The sequence below is a fragment of the Streptomyces cahuitamycinicus genome, from assembly GCF_002891435.1.
GTDB classification, from domain to species: domain Bacteria; phylum Actinomycetota; class Actinomycetes; order Streptomycetales; family Streptomycetaceae; genus Streptomyces; species Streptomyces cahuitamycinicus.
In genome coordinates, this window is record NZ_POUC01000181.1 from 1 (window position 1) to 15,251 (window position 15,251).

General features: G+C 72.8%; 15 protein-coding genes. 8 read left to right on the forward strand and 7 right to left on the reverse strand.

All coding sequences use genetic code 11. From position 1 onward, the window contains the following. From C1J00_RS23260 to C1J00_RS23270, 3 genes are all read right to left on the reverse strand, one after another. A partial coding sequence (locus tag C1J00_RS23260; RefSeq protein WP_180989659.1) for a molybdopterin-dependent oxidoreductase occupies positions 1–1,299 on the reverse strand: 1,299 nt, incomplete at its 3' end. 93 nt (positions 1,300–1,392) lie between these two features. After that, positions 1,393–2,013: a TetR/AcrR family transcriptional regulator gene (locus C1J00_RS23265; RefSeq protein ID WP_102911000.1), complete on the reverse strand. Its 621-nt coding sequence runs from the start codon at positions 2,011–2,013 to the stop codon at positions 1,393–1,395. After that, on the reverse strand, positions 2,010–2,606 hold the full coding sequence (locus C1J00_RS23270; RefSeq protein ID WP_102911001.1) for a hypothetical protein: 597 nt from the start codon (positions 2,604–2,606) through the stop codon (positions 2,010–2,012). The genes C1J00_RS23265 and C1J00_RS23270 overlap by 4 nt, the downstream gene beginning before the upstream one ends. Positions 2,607–2,757: 151 nt before the next feature. Between C1J00_RS23270 and hmgA the strand changes: the two genes are divergently transcribed. From hmgA to C1J00_RS23285, 3 genes are all read left to right on the forward strand, one after another. Then, positions 2,758–4,104, forward strand: a complete 1,347-nt coding sequence (gene hmgA, locus C1J00_RS23275) for a homogentisate 1,2-dioxygenase (RefSeq protein WP_102911002.1) — start codon at positions 2,758–2,760, stop codon at positions 4,102–4,104. Positions 4,105–4,171: 67 nt separating this feature from the next. Further along, complete coding sequence (locus C1J00_RS23280; RefSeq protein ID WP_102911003.1) at positions 4,172–4,921, forward strand: GntR family transcriptional regulator; 750 nt, start codon at positions 4,172–4,174, stop codon at positions 4,919–4,921. 26 nt (positions 4,922–4,947) lie between these two features. After that, a complete protein-coding gene (locus tag C1J00_RS23285; RefSeq protein WP_102911004.1) occupies positions 4,948–6,102 on the forward strand; it encodes a type ISP restriction/modification enzyme in 1,155 nt (384 codons plus the stop codon). Here C1J00_RS23285 and C1J00_RS23290 read toward each other — a convergent pair. Then, a complete protein-coding gene (locus tag C1J00_RS23290; RefSeq protein WP_102911005.1) occupies positions 6,099–6,815 on the reverse strand; it encodes a TetR/AcrR family transcriptional regulator in 717 nt (238 codons plus the stop codon). The two genes, C1J00_RS23285 and C1J00_RS23290, sit on opposite strands and share 4 nt — an antisense overlap. Before the next feature lie 62 nt (positions 6,816–6,877). Between C1J00_RS23290 and C1J00_RS23295 the strand changes: the two genes are divergently transcribed. Next, positions 6,878–7,870, forward strand: a complete 993-nt coding sequence (locus C1J00_RS23295) for an ATP-binding cassette domain-containing protein (protein ID WP_102911006.1) — start codon at positions 6,878–6,880, stop codon at positions 7,868–7,870. Continuing rightward, complete coding sequence (locus tag C1J00_RS23300) at positions 7,867–8,649, forward strand: ABC transporter permease (protein WP_102911007.1); 783 nt, start codon at positions 7,867–7,869, stop codon at positions 8,647–8,649. The genes C1J00_RS23295 and C1J00_RS23300 overlap by 4 nt, the downstream gene beginning before the upstream one ends. Positions 8,650–8,822: 173 nt before the next feature. Here C1J00_RS23300 and C1J00_RS23305 read toward each other — a convergent pair whose 3' ends face one another. From C1J00_RS23305 to C1J00_RS23315, 3 genes are all read right to left on the reverse strand, one after another. Beyond that, positions 8,823–9,089: a hypothetical protein gene (locus C1J00_RS23305; protein ID WP_033312817.1), complete on the reverse strand. Its 267-nt coding sequence runs from the start codon at positions 9,087–9,089 to the stop codon at positions 8,823–8,825. Between the two features lie 126 nt (positions 9,090–9,215). Then, a complete protein-coding gene (locus C1J00_RS23310) occupies positions 9,216–10,028 on the reverse strand; it encodes an anti-sigma factor (protein WP_102911008.1) in 813 nt (270 codons plus the stop codon). Then, positions 10,025–10,567, reverse strand: coding sequence for a sigma-70 family RNA polymerase sigma factor (locus C1J00_RS23315; protein ID WP_102911009.1), 543 nt, complete (start codon positions 10,565–10,567; stop codon positions 10,025–10,027). Before C1J00_RS23315 ends, C1J00_RS23310 begins: the two co-directional genes overlap by 4 nt. Positions 10,568–10,794: 227 nt before the next feature. On the opposite strand from C1J00_RS23315, the gene C1J00_RS23320 reads away from it, so the two are divergent. The 3 genes from C1J00_RS23320 to C1J00_RS23330 all read left to right on the forward strand — a co-directional run. Beyond that, positions 10,795–12,327 (forward strand): DUF4331 domain-containing protein, encoded by a 1,533-nt coding sequence (locus C1J00_RS23320; protein WP_102911010.1) that lies wholly within the window; start codon positions 10,795–10,797, stop codon positions 12,325–12,327. A gap of 100 nt (positions 12,328–12,427) precedes the next feature. Continuing rightward, the gene (locus C1J00_RS23325) at positions 12,428–14,035 is read left to right on the forward strand and encodes a tetratricopeptide repeat protein (RefSeq protein ID WP_102911011.1); all 1,608 of its coding nucleotides are present in this window, start codon (positions 12,428–12,430) and stop codon (positions 14,033–14,035) included. Beyond that, positions 14,032–15,251: HoxN/HupN/NixA family nickel/cobalt transporter (locus tag C1J00_RS23330; RefSeq protein ID WP_102911012.1), on the forward strand; the 1,220-nt coding region annotated here is incomplete at its 3' end. The genes C1J00_RS23325 and C1J00_RS23330, both read left to right, overlap by 4 nt.

Below are 15,251 nucleotides of genomic sequence, written 5' to 3' on the forward strand. Positions count from 1 at the left end.
GGGCAGGACCACGTCGGCGTGGCGGGAGGTCTCGTTGAGGTACGGGTCGACGCTGACCATGAAGTCGAGCGAGTCGAGCGCCCTGTCGAGCCGGTCGCCGTCGGGCGCGGAGAGCACGGGGTTGGCGGCGACGGCGATCAGCGCGCGCACCGGTGCGCCCTCCTCCGTGGCGGTGTCGATCTCCTCCGCGAGGGCCGACAGGGGAAGTTCGCCCTTCGCCTCGGGGTGCCGGCTCACCCGGGAGTGCCAGCGTCCGAGGGCGAAGCCCCGGCCCGGTCCGGCGGGGCGCGGGGTCTTGTCGGTGGCGGCCTGTGGGAAGAGCGCGCCGCCGGGCCGGTCGAGGTTGCCGGTGAGGATGTTGAGGACGTCGACGAGCCAGCTGGCCAGGGTGCCGTGCGGGACGGTGCAGCTGCCGATGCGGCCGTAGACGGCGGCGGCCGGGGCGGCGGCCAGGTCGCGGGCGAGGGCGCGGATGACGCCGGCCTCGACGTCGCAGGCCCCGGCGACCGCCTCCGGGGTGAGCTCCCGCAGGGCCTCGGCCAGTTCGCCGGCCCCCTGGACATGCGGGGCCGGCTCCGTCAGCCCCTCCTCGAAGAGCACCTGCGCCATGGCCGCCAGCAGCAGCGCGTCGGTGCCGGGCCGGACGGCGATGTGCCGGTCGGCGAGCTTCGCGGTGCGGGTGCGCCGCGGGTCGATCACGACGAGGGTGCCGCCCCGGGCCTTGAGCGCCTTCAGCTTGCCCGGGAAGTCGGGGGCGGTGCACAGACTGCCGTTGGACTCCAGCGGGTTGGCGCCGATCAGGAGCAGATGGCCGGTGCGGTCGAGGTCGGGCACGGGGATGGCGTTCGCGTCGCCGAAGAGGAGGCCGCTGGAGACGTGCTTGGGCATCTGGTCGACCGTGGAGGCGGTGAAGACGCTGCGGGTGCCGAGACCGGCGAGCAGGACGGCCGGGTAGAGGGCGCCGGCCATGGTGTGCACGTTGGGGTTGCCGAGGACGACCCCGACGGAGTTCGGGCCGTGGCGCTCCACGACGGGCCGGATACCGGCGGCGACCGCGTCGAAGGCCTCCTGCCAGGTGGCCTCCCGCAGCTCGCCGTCCCGCCGTACGAGCGGCGTGCGCAGCCGGTCGGGGTCGGAGTCGACCGCCCCGAAGGAGGCGCCCTTGGGGCAGATGAACCCCCGGCTGAACACGTCGTCGCGGTCACCTCGGGCGTGGGTGACGCGCGTCCCCTCGATGGTGAGCGTCAGGCCGCAGGTGGCCTCGCACAGGGGACAGATACGCAGGGCGGTGCGGGACACGGGTCCTCCCGGGGCGGCGGCTACGGTGACGCGCTGACGCGCCCGAGCATACCGACCGGTATGCATCTGGGGGAGGGTCCGGCGGGACCGAGGTCAGTCGAGGGCGCGGGCCAGATAGGCGCGCAGCATCTCCCGGGCCTCGTCGATGATCCGCTCGTCGCCCTCGGGCGCGACCCGGAACGCCAGGTGCACGAGGGTGTCGGCGGTCTCGACGGCTATGAGGAAGACCCGGCGCAGATCGTCGTCGGGTTCGCGGTCGAGGTGACCGGAGAGGAGTTCGGTCAGGCGGTCGGCGACGCGGTGGTTGGGCTCGGCGTGACGGGCACCGACCGGGATCTGGTTGCCGAAGTCGACGAGCGAGAAGCCGGGCGCGGTGCGTTTCATCTCCAGGTACTCGTCGAGCACGGCGTCCATGGCCGTCCGCCAGCCCCCGTCCTCACCGGCCTGCCGCAGGCGCTGGGTGACGCGCTCGGAGTACCGCTCCAGATTGCGCTGCGCCAGCGCGTCGGCCATCTGGCGCTTGTTGCCGAAGAAGCGGTAGACGGAGCCGATCGGGACCGAGGCCCGCTGGGCGACGGCACGGGTGCTCAGGGCGTCGTAGCCGACCTCGTCGAGGAGGTCGGCGCAGGCATCGAGGATCCTGGTCAGACGTTCGGCGCTGCGCCGCTGCACGGGGGCACGACGGAGCGATGTCGCGTGGGGCACGGGCTTCATGATGCCCCTCGGGCGCGGTCCGGTGAACCTCGCCCCCCGCTGTCCGTTCCCTGCGTGCGGGCCTTGCGCCGGGAGGCCGCTTCCGGCGTCGCCCCCGGGCCGGACTCCGACGCGGTGACGTCGGCCGTGCTCTCCACGGGCTTGCCGTCCACGGCCCACACGGTGCCGTCGTCGGCGCAGAGGCGGGCCGTGACGCGGTGCGTGCCACGCGGGACGAGGCGGGTGTCCAGCCGGTAGGCGGGGGCGCGGAGCCGGGCGACGGGACGGTCGTCGACGTAGAGGCGGACGAGGCCCCGCCCGGCCACCGCGCGGGCTGCCGCGCCGGCCGGCGAGAAGCGGAAGTTGCGCACGGTCAGGCGTACGTCCCAGCCGCCGGACGTACCGGGCTGCACCTCGATGCCGACGCCCGGGGCGCCCTCCTGCCCGACCTCACGAAGGGGCCGACCCTCCTGGTCCCGGTCCTCCAGGACCTCGCCCACCGGGGTGGGTGACGCATCGCCCTCCCGCGAGCCATCGGTGTCACAGCCCGCGGATCCGGCCAGGAGGAGGACACAGACCGCGAGCGCGGCGCGAGATCTTCGTGTCCACGACATGTTCGGGAGCCTAGAACACACGTCCGGCCCTGCGGATCGTCCTCAAGTCGGGTTCGTGTCATCCCCCGAGAGGAGGGCGCGCCCCCCTTGCGTCGGGGAAATCGCAATCCTACGGTACTGCATAGGAATCAGACGCAAGGGAGCAGCGATCATGGGCGATGGGGGTACCTCCCGCACGAGCGGGTTCGAGCAAGGGGAGGCACGGAAGACCGCCGAAGGACTGGCCTACCTCTCCGGCTTCGGCAACGAGCACAGCTCTCAGGCCGTCCCGGGCGCACTGCCCGAGGGCCGCAACTCGCCCCAGCGTGCCCCGCTGGGGCTGTACGCGGAGCAGCTGAGCGGTTCGGCGTTCACCGAGCCGCGGGCGCACAACCGCCGCTCGTGGCTGTACCGGATCCGCCCGTCGGCCGCGCACCCGGCGTTCACCCGGACCCACAACGGCTCGGTCCGCACCGCCCCCTTCAACCAGACCGTGCCCGACCCCAACCGCCTGCGCTGGAACCCGCTGCCCGACCCGGCGCCCGAGACCGACTTCCTGGCAGGCCTGTGGACCCTGGGCGGCAACGGCGACGCCACCCAGCGCACCGGCATCGCCGTGCACCTGTACGCGGCCAACGCGTCGATGAACCGGGTGTTCAGCGACGCCGACGGCGAGCTGCTGATCGTCCCGGAGCGCGGCGGGCTGCTGCTGCGCACGGAGTTCGGCCTGCTCCATGTGGAGCCGGGACATGTGGCACTGGTTCCGCGTGGTGTCCGCTTCCGTGTGGAGCTGCTCGACGAATCCGCCCGCGGGTATGTGTGCGAGAACTACGGCGCGCCCTTCCGCCTCCCCGACCTGGGCCCGATCGGCGCGAACGGCCTCGCCAACCCGCGGGACTTCCACGCCCCGGTCGCCGCGTACGAGGACGTCGAGGGCCCGGTGGAGGTGGTGAACAAGTTCTGCGGCAACCTGTGGACGGCCACCTACGACCACTCCCCCCTCGACGTGGTGGCCTGGCACGGCAACCATGTGCCGTACAGCTACGACCTGCGCCGTTTCAATGTGCTCGGCACCATCACCTACGACCACCCGGACCCGTCGATCTTCACGGTGCTGACCTCCCCGTCGGACACCCCGGGGCTGGCCGGTGTCGACTTCGTGGTGTTCGCGCCGCGCTGGCTGGTGGGCGAGGACACGTTCCGGCCGCCGTACTTCCACCGGAACGTGATGAGCGAGTACATGGGCCTCATCGAGGGCGCGTACGACGCCAAGGCCGAGGGCTTCGTGCCGGGCGGCGGCTCGCTGCACAACATGATGTCGGCGCACGGCCCGGACCGGGAGACGTTCGACCGAGCGAGCGCCGCCGAGCTGAAGCCGCAGAAGATCGACGACGGTCTGGCCTTCATGTTCGAGACCCGCTGGCCGCTCACCCTCACCCCGCACGCGGCCCGCGCGGAACACCTCCAGCGGCGCTACGACGACGTCTGGCAAGGCCTGGAGCGGCACTTCCGCGCCTAGACAGCTTCTGACGGTTCTCCGTCAGAAGCCCCTTGCACTGATCATTTCCTAGCTGTACGGATGGCCCGTGACCTCCTTCGCCCCGGACTCCATCGTCCTGAACCGCAAGCTGCCGCTCTGGTATCAGGTGTCGCAGTCGCTGCGCGCCTCGATCCTCGGCCGCTCGCCCCAGGACCCACTGCGGCTGCCCACGGAGGAGCAGCTGGCGGGGCACTACGGAGTGAGCGTGCTGACGATGCGGCAGGCGCTGAAGGAGCTGGAGGACGAGGGGCTCATCACGCGCCACCGGCGGCGGGGCACCTTCATCGAGCCGCACGCCCGCAGGGGCTCCCCGGTGCGGCTCCTCGGCTCGGTGGACGCGATCGTGGCCCAGCAGTCCGGTATGACGACCGAACTGCTGGACCACGGCAGCACACCCGTGCCGGCCGGACTCGCCGAGTTCTTCCCGGACGTGCGGGAGGTCGCCTCGTACCACCGGCTGCGGAGCGACGAGAACACCGGTGAGCCGACGAATCACGCCCGCAACTACGTGCGGCCCGAACTGGCCGCGCGGATCGATCTGGACGACCTCGTCCGGTGGCCCATGACCAAGGTGCTGCGGGACGTGGTGGGGGCGGACATCAGCCGCATCACGGACACGGTGGAGGCGCGGCTGGCCGACCCGGAGACCTCTAAACTGCTCCAAGTCCCCCTGCTGAGCCCGATCCTGCACTACACGGGCGTGACCTACGACCCCGCGGGGCGGGTCCTCGACGCGGCCGTCATCCACTACCGGGGCGACCGGTTCTCCTTCACGGTGACCCTGGAAGCCACCTGACCCGCGGGCCGACGTCAGGTCGTACGATGCCCAGCGTGACGCACGACGACGCTCCGCTGCTGGCGGACCTCATGCCGTGGTCCGTCGCACCGCCGCGGCTCGGCCGGGGCTGGCCGGCGGCGCCCGACGCGGCGTCCCTCAAGGCCCGCTGGGACGCCTTGGTGAAGGCCGAGGGGCCCGACCGCGAGGCCCTGTTCGAACCGACCCGCTCGCGCACGCTGCACACGGCGGTCGGGCAGCTGCCCGGCCGGACCGGCAGCGGCACGGGAAAGCTGGTGCGCACCTCGGGGCCCTGTCCGGAACCGGAGCGCGTCCTGCTCGCGCCCTACGACGAGCAGTGGCTGATCCCCGACCAGCGGCTGATCGACGCGGCCCGCCCGGAGCTGTGGCGGGTGGCGGACGAACGGCAGGTCTTCGTGGCGGAGGCGCCCGAGGCGACCCCGCCCCTGCTCGTCACCTCGCTGCTCCCGCTGCTGCGCGCCGGCCGGATCCGCCCGCTGTTCCGGCGCCCGGGCGGCCGCGAGCCCAACCTGGCCCCGGGCCTGCCGGAGCACCTCGGCGCCCGTCTGGGAGGCACCCCGGCGCCGCTGGACGTACTGGCGTGGATCACCGCCACGGCTCGCCCGGACCTTACCGTCCCGCTCACCGGGGACGCCGAGCAGTGGGAGCGGGGTCTGGAGCTGGGGCACCGGATGCTGTGGCTGATGCGCCGCGACGGCGAACGCCCGAAGCTCCCCGGCGGCCGCCGCCCCTATGTCCGCGCCCCGCTGCCCGCCCGGCCGATGACGCTGCACTACGACCGGGGCGAGGAGGCCCTGTTCCTGGACGAGGGCCGCATCTCCCCGGTGCCGCCGGAGGCCTGGGACTTCGAGGTGGGCTCCGTGCGCGTGCTGGAGCAGTGGTTCGCGACCCGCGTCGCCGCCGCCGAGCCGGGCACCCTGGCGGCGATCCGTCCCGTGACCTGGCCCCAGTCCTGGACGTCGGAGCTGCTGGAGCTGATCACCGTCCTCGCGCTCCTCGCGGAACTGCGCCCCCTGGAAGAGCCGGACCTCCCCGACCCGATCACGGCCACGGACCTGCGCGCGGCGGGCGTCCTCCCGGTGCCGAGCACGGCCCGCCGGCCCGCGTCGGTACTGGAGGGCCCCGAGGAGGGTCCGGAGGGCCAACTGGCGCTGCTCTAGCGGAGGTCGGGGTCGAAGGCGTCCAGGATGCGCACGAGGGCCCGTCTGAACACCGCCTCCAGGTCGACGGGGCCGCTCTGCTCCGTGAAGGCCGCCGTCAGCCGCGGATACGCGCCGGTTGCGATCTGGCCGCCCAGATAGGCCATGCGGACCGCGTTCTCCTCCTCCGCCGACCACGGCATCGCGCGGGCGCGTTCGGCGGTCGCGATCTCGTTACCGGTGTACGTCGTCACCACGCCGTTGAGCAGCGCGATCAGCTCCGTCTTCGTGCCGGCCGGCACATCGAGCGGTTCGAGGCAGGCCAGGCAGTGCTCCACGTAGCGCAGGGTGTTGGGGCTGAAGCCGAACACCCCCGGCATCAGGCGCGGCACCCAGGTGTGGCGGTACATGATGGCGCGCGTCTCCTCCGCGTTGCGGAGCATGTCGGCGCGCCAGTCGCCCGAGGGTTCGAACACCTCGTGCTCGGAGCCGATGGCGTCGATCATCAGCTCGTACAGGTCCTCCTTGCGGGGGACGTAGTTGTACAGCGACATCGTGCCGCAGCCCAGCTCCGCGGCGACCTGCCGCATGGTGACCCCGTCCAGCCCCGACGCGTCGGCGATCCGCACCGCCGCCGCCGCGATGTCGGCGCGGGTGAACGCCGGTTTCGGCCCACGGCCGGTGCGCTCGGGGCGCGCCCAGATCACTTCGGGTACGGCCGCTCGGTCCGCCATCGATCATCACCTCGGCACCATCCTAGTTACGTACAGCGTACGTAGTGCGCTATGGTCATGCCATGACTTCTACGTACGCTGTACTTAGTGAAGGACTGGAGAAGCGGTTCGGGCAGGTCCACGCCCTGCGCGGGCTGGACCTCGCGGTCGCCGAGGGGACGGTCTGCGGGGTCCTCGGACCGAACGGGGCGGGGAAGACGACGGCGGTAGGGCTGTTGACCACACTGCTGCGGCCGGACGCGGGCTCCGCCCGGGTCGCGGGGCACGACCTCGTCCGTGAGGCCGCCGCCGTCCGCGCCCGGATCTCCGTCACCGGGCAGGACACCTCGATCGACTCGGACCTCACCGGACGCCAGAACCTCCGGCTCTTCGGCCGGCTGCACCGGGTCCGCGGCCCGGCCGGCCGGACGGCTGAACTCCTCGACCGCTTCGGCCTGACGGAGGCCGCCGACCGCCCCGCGTCCACCTACTCCGGGGGCATGCGCCGCCGTCTGGACCTCGCGGCGAGCCTGGTCCGACGCCCCGACGTGCTGTTCCTGGACGAGCCGACGACCGGCCTCGACCCGGTCAGCCGCACCCTCATCCGGGACGTGGTGCGCGGCCTGACCGCCGAGGGCACGACCGTCCTGCTCACCACGCAGTACCTGGAGGAGGCCGACCAGCTGGCCGACGACATCGCCCTGGTGGACCAGGGCCGGGTCACCCACACCGGTTCACCGGCGCAGCTCAAGTCGCTCGTCGGGGCGCACGCCGAAGTCGTCGTGCCGGGCGCGGACGCCCTCACGGAGGCGGCGGCCGTGCTGGACCGGCTGACGGGCGCCCAGCCGTCGTTCGACCACGAGCGCAACGCCGTCGGCGCGGTCAGCAGGGACCCCACACTCACGATCCCGCTGCTGGTGCGCGCCCTGGACACGGCGGGTGTGCCGCTGCTCGACGTGAGCCTGCGGCCGCCGACCCTCGACGACGTGTTCCTGCGCCTGACGGAGACCGCGCCCGAACCGACCGAGACGACCCAGACGACCCAGACGACCGACGAGAAGGAGCGTGCCGCATGAGCATGCTGGCGTACGACGGAACCGCGATGCTGGGCCGCCAGCTGCTGCGGCTGCGCAACAACCCGGGCCTGCTGATCCTCACCCAGACGATGCCGATCAGCATGCTGCTGTTCTTCGGCTACGTCTTCGGCAGCGCACTGGCGGTGCCGGGCGAGGCGTACCGGACCTTCCTCGTGCCGGGCCTGCTGGTGGCGACCGCCTCGGGCGGGATCATGGCCGGCATGTTCCAGGCGGCCCAGGACACACACCGGGGCGTGACGAACCGCTTCCGCACGCTGCCGATGAGCCGGGCGGCCGTACCGCTGGGGCAGGCCGCGGCGGACCTGGTGGCCACGGCCGGCGGGACGGTCCCGTTCCTGCTGGTGGGCCTCGCGGTGGGCTGGCGGGTCGAGGGGAGCCTGCCCGCGGCGGCGGGCGCGTTCGCTCTGCTGATGCTGTTCCGCTTCGCGTGCACCTGGGCCGGGATCTACCTCGGCCTGCTCACCCGCAACGAGGAGGCGGCCGGCCAGCTTGGCGGGGCGACGTTCCTGCTGCCGCTGCTGTCCAGCGCGTACATCCCGACGAGCGGGCTGCCGGGCTGGCTGCGGACGGTCGCCGAGTGGAATCCGATCAGCGCGGTGGCGACGGCCCTGCGGGACCTCCTCGGCAACGCGCCGGTGCCCGACGGGGCGGCCTGGCCGGTGGCCCACCCCGTCGCGGGGTCACTGCTGTGGTGCGCCGTGCTGCTCGGCGTGTTCGTGCCGCTGGCCGTGCGTCAGTACGCGCACGGGGAGCGGTGAACAGGCGGTCGCGGACTTTCGCCCCCGGTCACTGCCGGGCGGGGATGAGGCACCGACAGGGGGCGTGCCGCGCTCGGGAACACACCTGGCGCCGCTGCGTGCCGCGGGGATGACGGACGACGGGTGTCGCAGCGCCGGCGTCGGGAGCGGTGTGACCGCCCGAGCGCGGGCCCCTACCTGCTGCCGAAGAGCGAGCGGCGCAACCGGCGCAGCGGCGCGAAGAGCGAGACGCGACGCACGCGCGCGCCCCTGCCACTGCGATCGTGCGGCTGACGCGCGGTCAGTTCCCGCATCAGCGAGGTCGCCTCGACCGTCTCCCGCTGGGGGACGGCAGGGCCGCCCAGCACCGAGAGGTGGCGGTCGAGGCGCGAACTGGTCGCGCTGCTCCCGCAGGTGATCGCAGGGACCCTGGCCCTGCTGCGCACTGTTATCTGTTCCATGTCACTCCCCACCCGTACGAGTCCACCCGGCCCGGGCAGGTTAACCCTATCGCCCCGTCCGGGCACGCGTGTATCGCGGTCACAGGATTCACCTTCCCCATAAGGGGGTTGACGATGTATCTCCGATTACTCTCCGAATCCAACAGATTTCAGGGCGAGTTGGACGATCGGCTGGGTAGTGGGCTGCGGCGATCCCCCGGCGGGCTCGACGGTCACGGCCAGTGACGTCGCGGAGGCGCCCAGACCCGTTGCGACCAGGGGCGTGTCGCTCGCGAAGAGGCCGAGGGAGCGTGGTTGCGCGCCCGGGCGCATGAGCCACAGCTGGTGCACTCGGCCGCCCGCGGGGGCGCCGTATCCGCCGAGGGTGACCACCGCACTCCCCTCCGTGGCGGAAGCGATCACTCCGATGGTGCGACCCCGCCCGTCCCGGCCACTGCCCGCACGGGCGTCCGGAGCCGCCAGAACGTGGGCGATCTCACGTGACCGATCTTGCTCGGCGGTCAGCCGGTCCTGGGTCCGGTTCGCCTGCACGGCGAAGAGCGACGCGACGACGAGGGCCGCGGCGGCGGTGGCCGTCGCGAAGGGCACGAACAGCGGGATCCGCCGCCGCTGCCGCGGCGGTGGCTGGGCACCCCACACGTGCGGCGGCAGCTGCGTGGCGCGTGTCCGTGCCGACGCGTGAGAGGCGCCCTGCGGTGCCGGGTCCTGCGGAGTCGTCCGTACGGCGAGCATGACCCGGTCGCGCATCGCGGCCGGGGGCGGGGCCGCCGTCGACCAGGCGAGCCGGACGGCGTCCTCGGACAGGGCGCGCACTTCGGCGGTGCAGCGGTCGCAGTCCTTCATGTGCCTCTCGAAACGGATCCGCTCCGGGGGTTCCAGGGCGTCGAGCGCGTAGGGCGCGGCGAGCGAGTGCGGATCCTCGCGGCGGAAGAGGCTCATGCCACACCTCCCAGGCACTCGCGCATGCGGGTCAGACCGTCCCGCATCCGGGTCTTGACGGTGCCCAGCGGCAGGGAGAGCTGCTCGGCCACCTCACGGTACGTGTAGCCCTCGTAGTAGGCGAGGGTGACCGACTGGCGCTGCAGGACCGTGAGCCGGTCCAGGCAGCGGCGCACCCATTCGCGTTCGAGGCCGGCCTCGACCTCCTCGGTGACCTGGTCGAAGGCGGGCTGGTTCGCGCGCAGCGCCTCGCGCTGCTCGCGCTCTCCGGCCGCCCGGGCACTGCGGACCCGGTCGACGGCGCGGCGGTGGGCGAGGGTGAGGACCCACGACATCGCGCTGCCCCGGCCCGGGTCGAACTTCGCCGCGGACCGCCACAGTTCGAGCAGCACCTCCTGAGCCACCTCCTCCGACTGGGCGGGGTCGCGCACCACACGCCGCACGAGACCGAACACCGGCCCGGACACCAGTCCGTACAACTCCTCGAAGGCCTTCTGGTCCCCACCTGCCACGAGCAGCAGCAGCTCGTCCGCCTCCACTCGGTCCCCCTCTCCGAGGCCGCACCGGGCCTGTCCCCTCGCACGAGGCATTCGCAACACACACACCTCCGGACGGTGTTACGGATCGACGCGCCGAAAACGCGGGTCCCCCGGCGGTGAAACAACTTCCCCGACTCCCCGTAAGAACGTTTGAGATTCGACCAATCCGCTTCGCCGACCGCTCCGAATGGCGTGTGTCAGGCAAGTTGGCACGGAGGACGGACGGCATGACACCTATCTCCAGGACCGGCGCGGGACGCACGAGCATCGCGACCGTGATCTGTGGCGCACTGGCCACCGGCGGGCTCACGGCCGCCGGTGTGACCGCGCTGCAACCCGAGGCGGCCTCCGCCTCCAGCCACCGCGAGGCCCCGCTGATCTCGGGGACCCCGCAGTACGACAACACCGACGTGTACGCGTTCGTCAGCCCGGACAAGCCGGACACGACGACCATCGTCGCCAACTGGATCCCCTTCGAGGAACCGGCCGGCGGGCCCAACTTCTTCACGTTCGCCGAGGACGCCCAGTACGACCTGCGCATCGACAGCAACGGTGACGCGAAGGAGGACCTGCTCTTCCGGTACACGTTCAAGACCCATGTGAAGAACGACAAGACGTTCCTCTACAACACGGGTCCGGTCGAGAGCCTCGACGATCCCGACCTGAACATCACGCAGACGTACGACCTCGAACTGATCAAGCTGCGGAACCTGAAGGCCGTGTCGAAGACCAAGGTCGCCGACGACGCGCCGGTGGCGCCGTCGAACGTCGGCAAGGCGTCGATGCCGGACTACAACACCCTGCGCAAGCAGGCGGTGCACAAGCTCGCCGGGGGCGCCCAGACGTTCGCCGGGCAGGCCGACGACCCGTTCTTCCTGGATCTGCGCGTCTTCGACCTGCTGTACGGCGGGAACCTCTCCGAGGTCGGCAACGACACGCTCAAGGGCTACAACGTCAACTCGATCGCCCTGCAGGTCCCCAACAGCTTCATCGCCGAGTCGCACGACCAGCCGGTCGTCGGCATCTGGTCGACGACCCAGCGCAAGAATGCCAAGGGGTACTTCGCGCAGGTCTCGCGCCTGGGCAACCCGCTGGTCAACGAGGTCGTCAACCCGCTGAAGGACAAGGACAAGTTCAACGCGTCCACGCCGCGGGACGACGGCGCGTTCCTGCAGAACGTCACCAACCCGGAGCTGCCCAAGCTCATCGAGGCGATCTACAAGATCCCGGCGCCGGACGAGCCGCGCAACGACCTGGTCGACGTCTACCTCAAGGGCGTCAAGGACCTCAACCAGCCCCCGCACGTGACGCCTTCCGAGCAGCTGCGGCTCAACACCTCGATCAAGCCGGCCGCGAAGCCCAAGCGGCTGGGTGTCCTCGACGGTGACAACGCCGGCTTCCCCAACGGCCGTCGCCTCACCGACGACGTGATCGACGCCTCGCTGCAGGTCGTCGAGGGCGAGCTGCTGGGTGCGAAGAACGACCTCGGTGACGCGGTCGACGAGAACGACAAGAAGTTCGAGAAGTCCTTCCCGTACGTCGCCCTGCCGACGGAGGGTTCGCGCGGCCCGCTCGCCAAGGGCGTCGACGGCGGCAACGACGTGCGCAGCCAGCTGGGCGACGCCCTCCAGCCGGCCGGCGCGCAGGGTTCGGACGACATGCCCCTGATCGCCGCCTCCGCGGGGGCCGGGGCGGGCGGCATCGTCCTGATCGGCGCGGCCCTGATGTGGTGGCGCCGCATGCGGAACCGGGCGTACTGACCCGCTCCGCTCCCCCGAGCGGCACGGCCCGTTCCCCGTCCCCCACGGCGCGGGCCGCGTCGCCGACTCACGCACCAGCACATCCGACCGAGGAGAGGTCATGCCTCCGCGTACGACCGACAGCACACCGGAGAGGCGCGACGACGACCGAGCGCCGTCGACGGACCCGGAGCCCCGGATCACCGGGGAGCGGGAGGGCGGCGCGGCTGCCGGGGCGGGGGCCGACTCCGGCAAGGGCGCCGACAGCACATCCGACGCCCGCCACGCCGAGACCGGCTTCGGCGCCGAACACACAACGCCGCCCCACGCTCCGGCCGGCGACGACGGCACGGACCAGCGGGTCGCCGCGATGCGGCGGGCCGCCGACGGGGGGCGGCGGTGGCGGGCCCTGCATATGGCCGGGTGTGCCGTGCTGCTGGCGGTCGCGGTGACGGGTGGGGCCGTCGCTTTCGGCGGGCAGGACGGCGGGAGTGGCGTCGACGCCGTGTCGGCGGCCGGGGCGCTGTCGCCCGGCGATCTCGCCCGGGGGGATCTCGACGCGGGGATCGCGTCCCTGCAGAAGCACCTCCGCGCCCAGCCGCGGGACTTCGGCAGCTGGTCCACGCTCGGGGTCGCCTACGTCGAGCAGGCCCGCACCAAGGGCGACCCCTCCCGGTATCCGCAGGCCGAGCGCGCCCTGCGGCGGTCCCTCGAACTGGAACCCGGCAACGACCGGGCCCTGGCCGGGCAGGCCGCCCTCGCCGCCGCCCGGCACGACTTCCCCGGCGCCCTGAACCACGCCGACCGGGCCCTGAAGCAGAACCCCTACAACGAACGCGCCCTGTGCACCCGTATCGACGCCCTCGTCGAACTCGGCCGGTACGACGACGCCGCGAAGGCCGCCGACACCGCCGACGACAGGCGCCCGGGCGTGCCCGTCTTCACGCGGTACGCGTACGTGCACGAGCTGCGCGGCGACGTCCGTACGGCGCGTGCCGTGCTGGAACGCGCCCTGGGCTCCGCGAGCGCGCCCGCCGACGTCGCGTACGTCGCCACCGCGCTGGGGCAACTCGCCTGGAACCAGGGCGAGTACAAGACGGCCCTCGGCCACTACGCCCGTGCCCTCGCCGCCGACGACGCGTATCTGCCCGCTCTGGAGGGGCGCGCCCGCGCCCAGGCCTCGAGCGGTGACCGGGCCGCCGCCGTGACCGGGCTCGAGCAGGTCGTCGCCCGGTTCCCGCTGCCCGGTCCGCTCGTCGCCCTCGGCGAGCTGTACGAGGACCGGGGCGCCGACGGCGACCGGGCCAAGGCCGGCGACCAGTACGCCCTCGTCGACGCCTGGACGGCCCTCGCCCGTGCCGGCGGCGTCAACGCCGACCTCGACTCGGCCATGGCCGCCGCCGACCACGGCGACAAGAAGGAGGCCCTGCGCTCGGCCCGCGCCGAGTGGGACCGCCGCCGGAGCGTGCACACCGCCGACGCCCTCGCCTGGGCCCTGCACGTCAACGGCCGCGACGAGGAGGCCCTGCCGTACGCCCGCCGGGCGACCGCGACCGGGTACCGCAACGCCGTCTTCCTCTACCACCGCGGCGTCATCGAGCGCGCCGCCGGCGACGAGCGCGCGGCCCGCACGCATCTGAAGGCCGCGCTGGACCTGAACCCCGGCTTCTCGCCCCTCGGCGCGCGCGAGGCCCGTACCGCACTCAAGGACCTGGAGGGGAACCGGTGACCCTGCGCCGGCTGTTCGCGTCCGGCGCCGCCGTCCTCACGGCCGCCTGCGCGCTCACCCTGCTGCCCGCCGCCGCGGCGAGCGCCCACCCGCTGGGCAACTTCACCGTCAACCGCTACGACGGCCTGGTCGCCGCCCCCGGCGAGCTGCGGGTCCACCACGTGGAGGACCTCGCCGAGATCCCGGCGACCCAGGCGGGGCCGGACATCGAGCGTCTGGGCATCGCCATGTGGGCCCGCGAGCGGTGCGCCGCGGCCGCCGGGGACAGCCGCGCGACCGTCGACGGACGCGAGGTCGCCCTCTCCGCCGAGCGCAGCCACGCGCGCGTGCGGCCCGGGCAGGCCGGGCTCGACACCCTGCGTGTGGAGTGCGAGCTGACCGCTCCTCTCCCGGCGGGCGAGAAGACCGTGTCCCTCGGCTTCCGCGGCGCGGGTGCCTCCGGCGGCCCGGGCTGGCGGGAGATCACGGCTCGGGGCGACCGTATGACGCTCGCCGCCTCGGACGTGCCGGAGAAGTCGATATCGGCCGAGCTGACCCGCTACCCGGAGGAGTTGCTGTCGTCCCCGGCCGACACCGCGTCGGCCGCCCTGCGGGTGCGCCCCGGCGGCGCCGCCCTGTCCGGGGGTGAGCCGGACGCCCCCGCGGCCTCGGTGCTCCCGCGCGGCGCGGACCGCTGGACCCGTGCCCTGGACGACCTGGTGGCCCGGCAGGACCTCAGCCCCGGCTTCGCCGCGCTGGCCCTCCTCATCGCCGTCGTCCTGGGTGCGATGCACGCGCTCGCCCCGGGCCACGGCAAGACCATCATGGCCGCCACGGCTGCGGCCCGGGGCGGGCAGGCCCGGATGAAGGACGTCCTGCCCATGGCCGCCTCCGTGACCGTCACGCACACCCTGGGCGTGATCGCCCTGGGCCTCCTGGTCACGGCCGGCTCGGCGGCGGCGCCCTCGGTGATCGCCTGGCTCGGTGTCGCCAGCGGCCTCCTGGTGACCCTGGCGGGCGCGAGCCTGCTCCGCCGCGCCCTGCGCAACCGCGCGCACACCCACCCGCACGGCCGTCAACACGACCACGGAAGCCACACCCACGACCACGACGGCCACCATCACGACCACGCGCACGACCACAAGGATCACCACCACCACGACCACGACCACGACCACGACCACGACCACGACCACGACCACCCGCACGATCACACCCACCCCCACCCCCACGCGAT

Coding starts and splice junctions, on each gene's coding strand:
- C1J00_RS23325 (WP_102911011.1), top strand. CDS start 12,428: ATGCCTCCGCGTACGACCGACAGCACACCGGAGAGGCGCGACGACGAC.
- C1J00_RS23295 (WP_102911006.1), top strand. CDS start 6,878: ATGACTTCTACGTACGCTGTACTTAGTGAAGGACTGGAGAAGCGGTTC.
- C1J00_RS23305 (WP_033312817.1), bottom strand. CDS start 9,089: ATGGAACAGATAACAGTGCGCAGCAGGGCCAGGGTCCCTGCGATCACC.
- C1J00_RS23290 (WP_102911005.1), bottom strand. CDS start 6,815: ATGGCGGACCGAGCGGCCGTACCCGAAGTGATCTGGGCGCGCCCCGAG.
- C1J00_RS23320 (WP_102911010.1), top strand. CDS start 10,795: ATGACACCTATCTCCAGGACCGGCGCGGGACGCACGAGCATCGCGACC.
- C1J00_RS23265 (WP_102911000.1), bottom strand. CDS start 2,013: ATGAAGCCCGTGCCCCACGCGACATCGCTCCGTCGTGCCCCCGTGCAG.
- C1J00_RS23285 (WP_102911004.1), top strand. CDS start 4,948: ATGCCCAGCGTGACGCACGACGACGCTCCGCTGCTGGCGGACCTCATG.
- hmgA (WP_102911002.1), top strand. CDS start 2,758: ATGGGCGATGGGGGTACCTCCCGCACGAGCGGGTTCGAGCAAGGGGAG.
- C1J00_RS23310 (WP_102911008.1), bottom strand. CDS start 10,028: ATGAGCCTCTTCCGCCGCGAGGATCCGCACTCGCTCGCCGCGCCCTAC.
- C1J00_RS23300 (WP_102911007.1), top strand. CDS start 7,867: ATGAGCATGCTGGCGTACGACGGAACCGCGATGCTGGGCCGCCAGCTG.
- C1J00_RS23270 (WP_102911001.1), bottom strand. CDS start 2,606: ATGTCGTGGACACGAAGATCTCGCGCCGCGCTCGCGGTCTGTGTCCTC.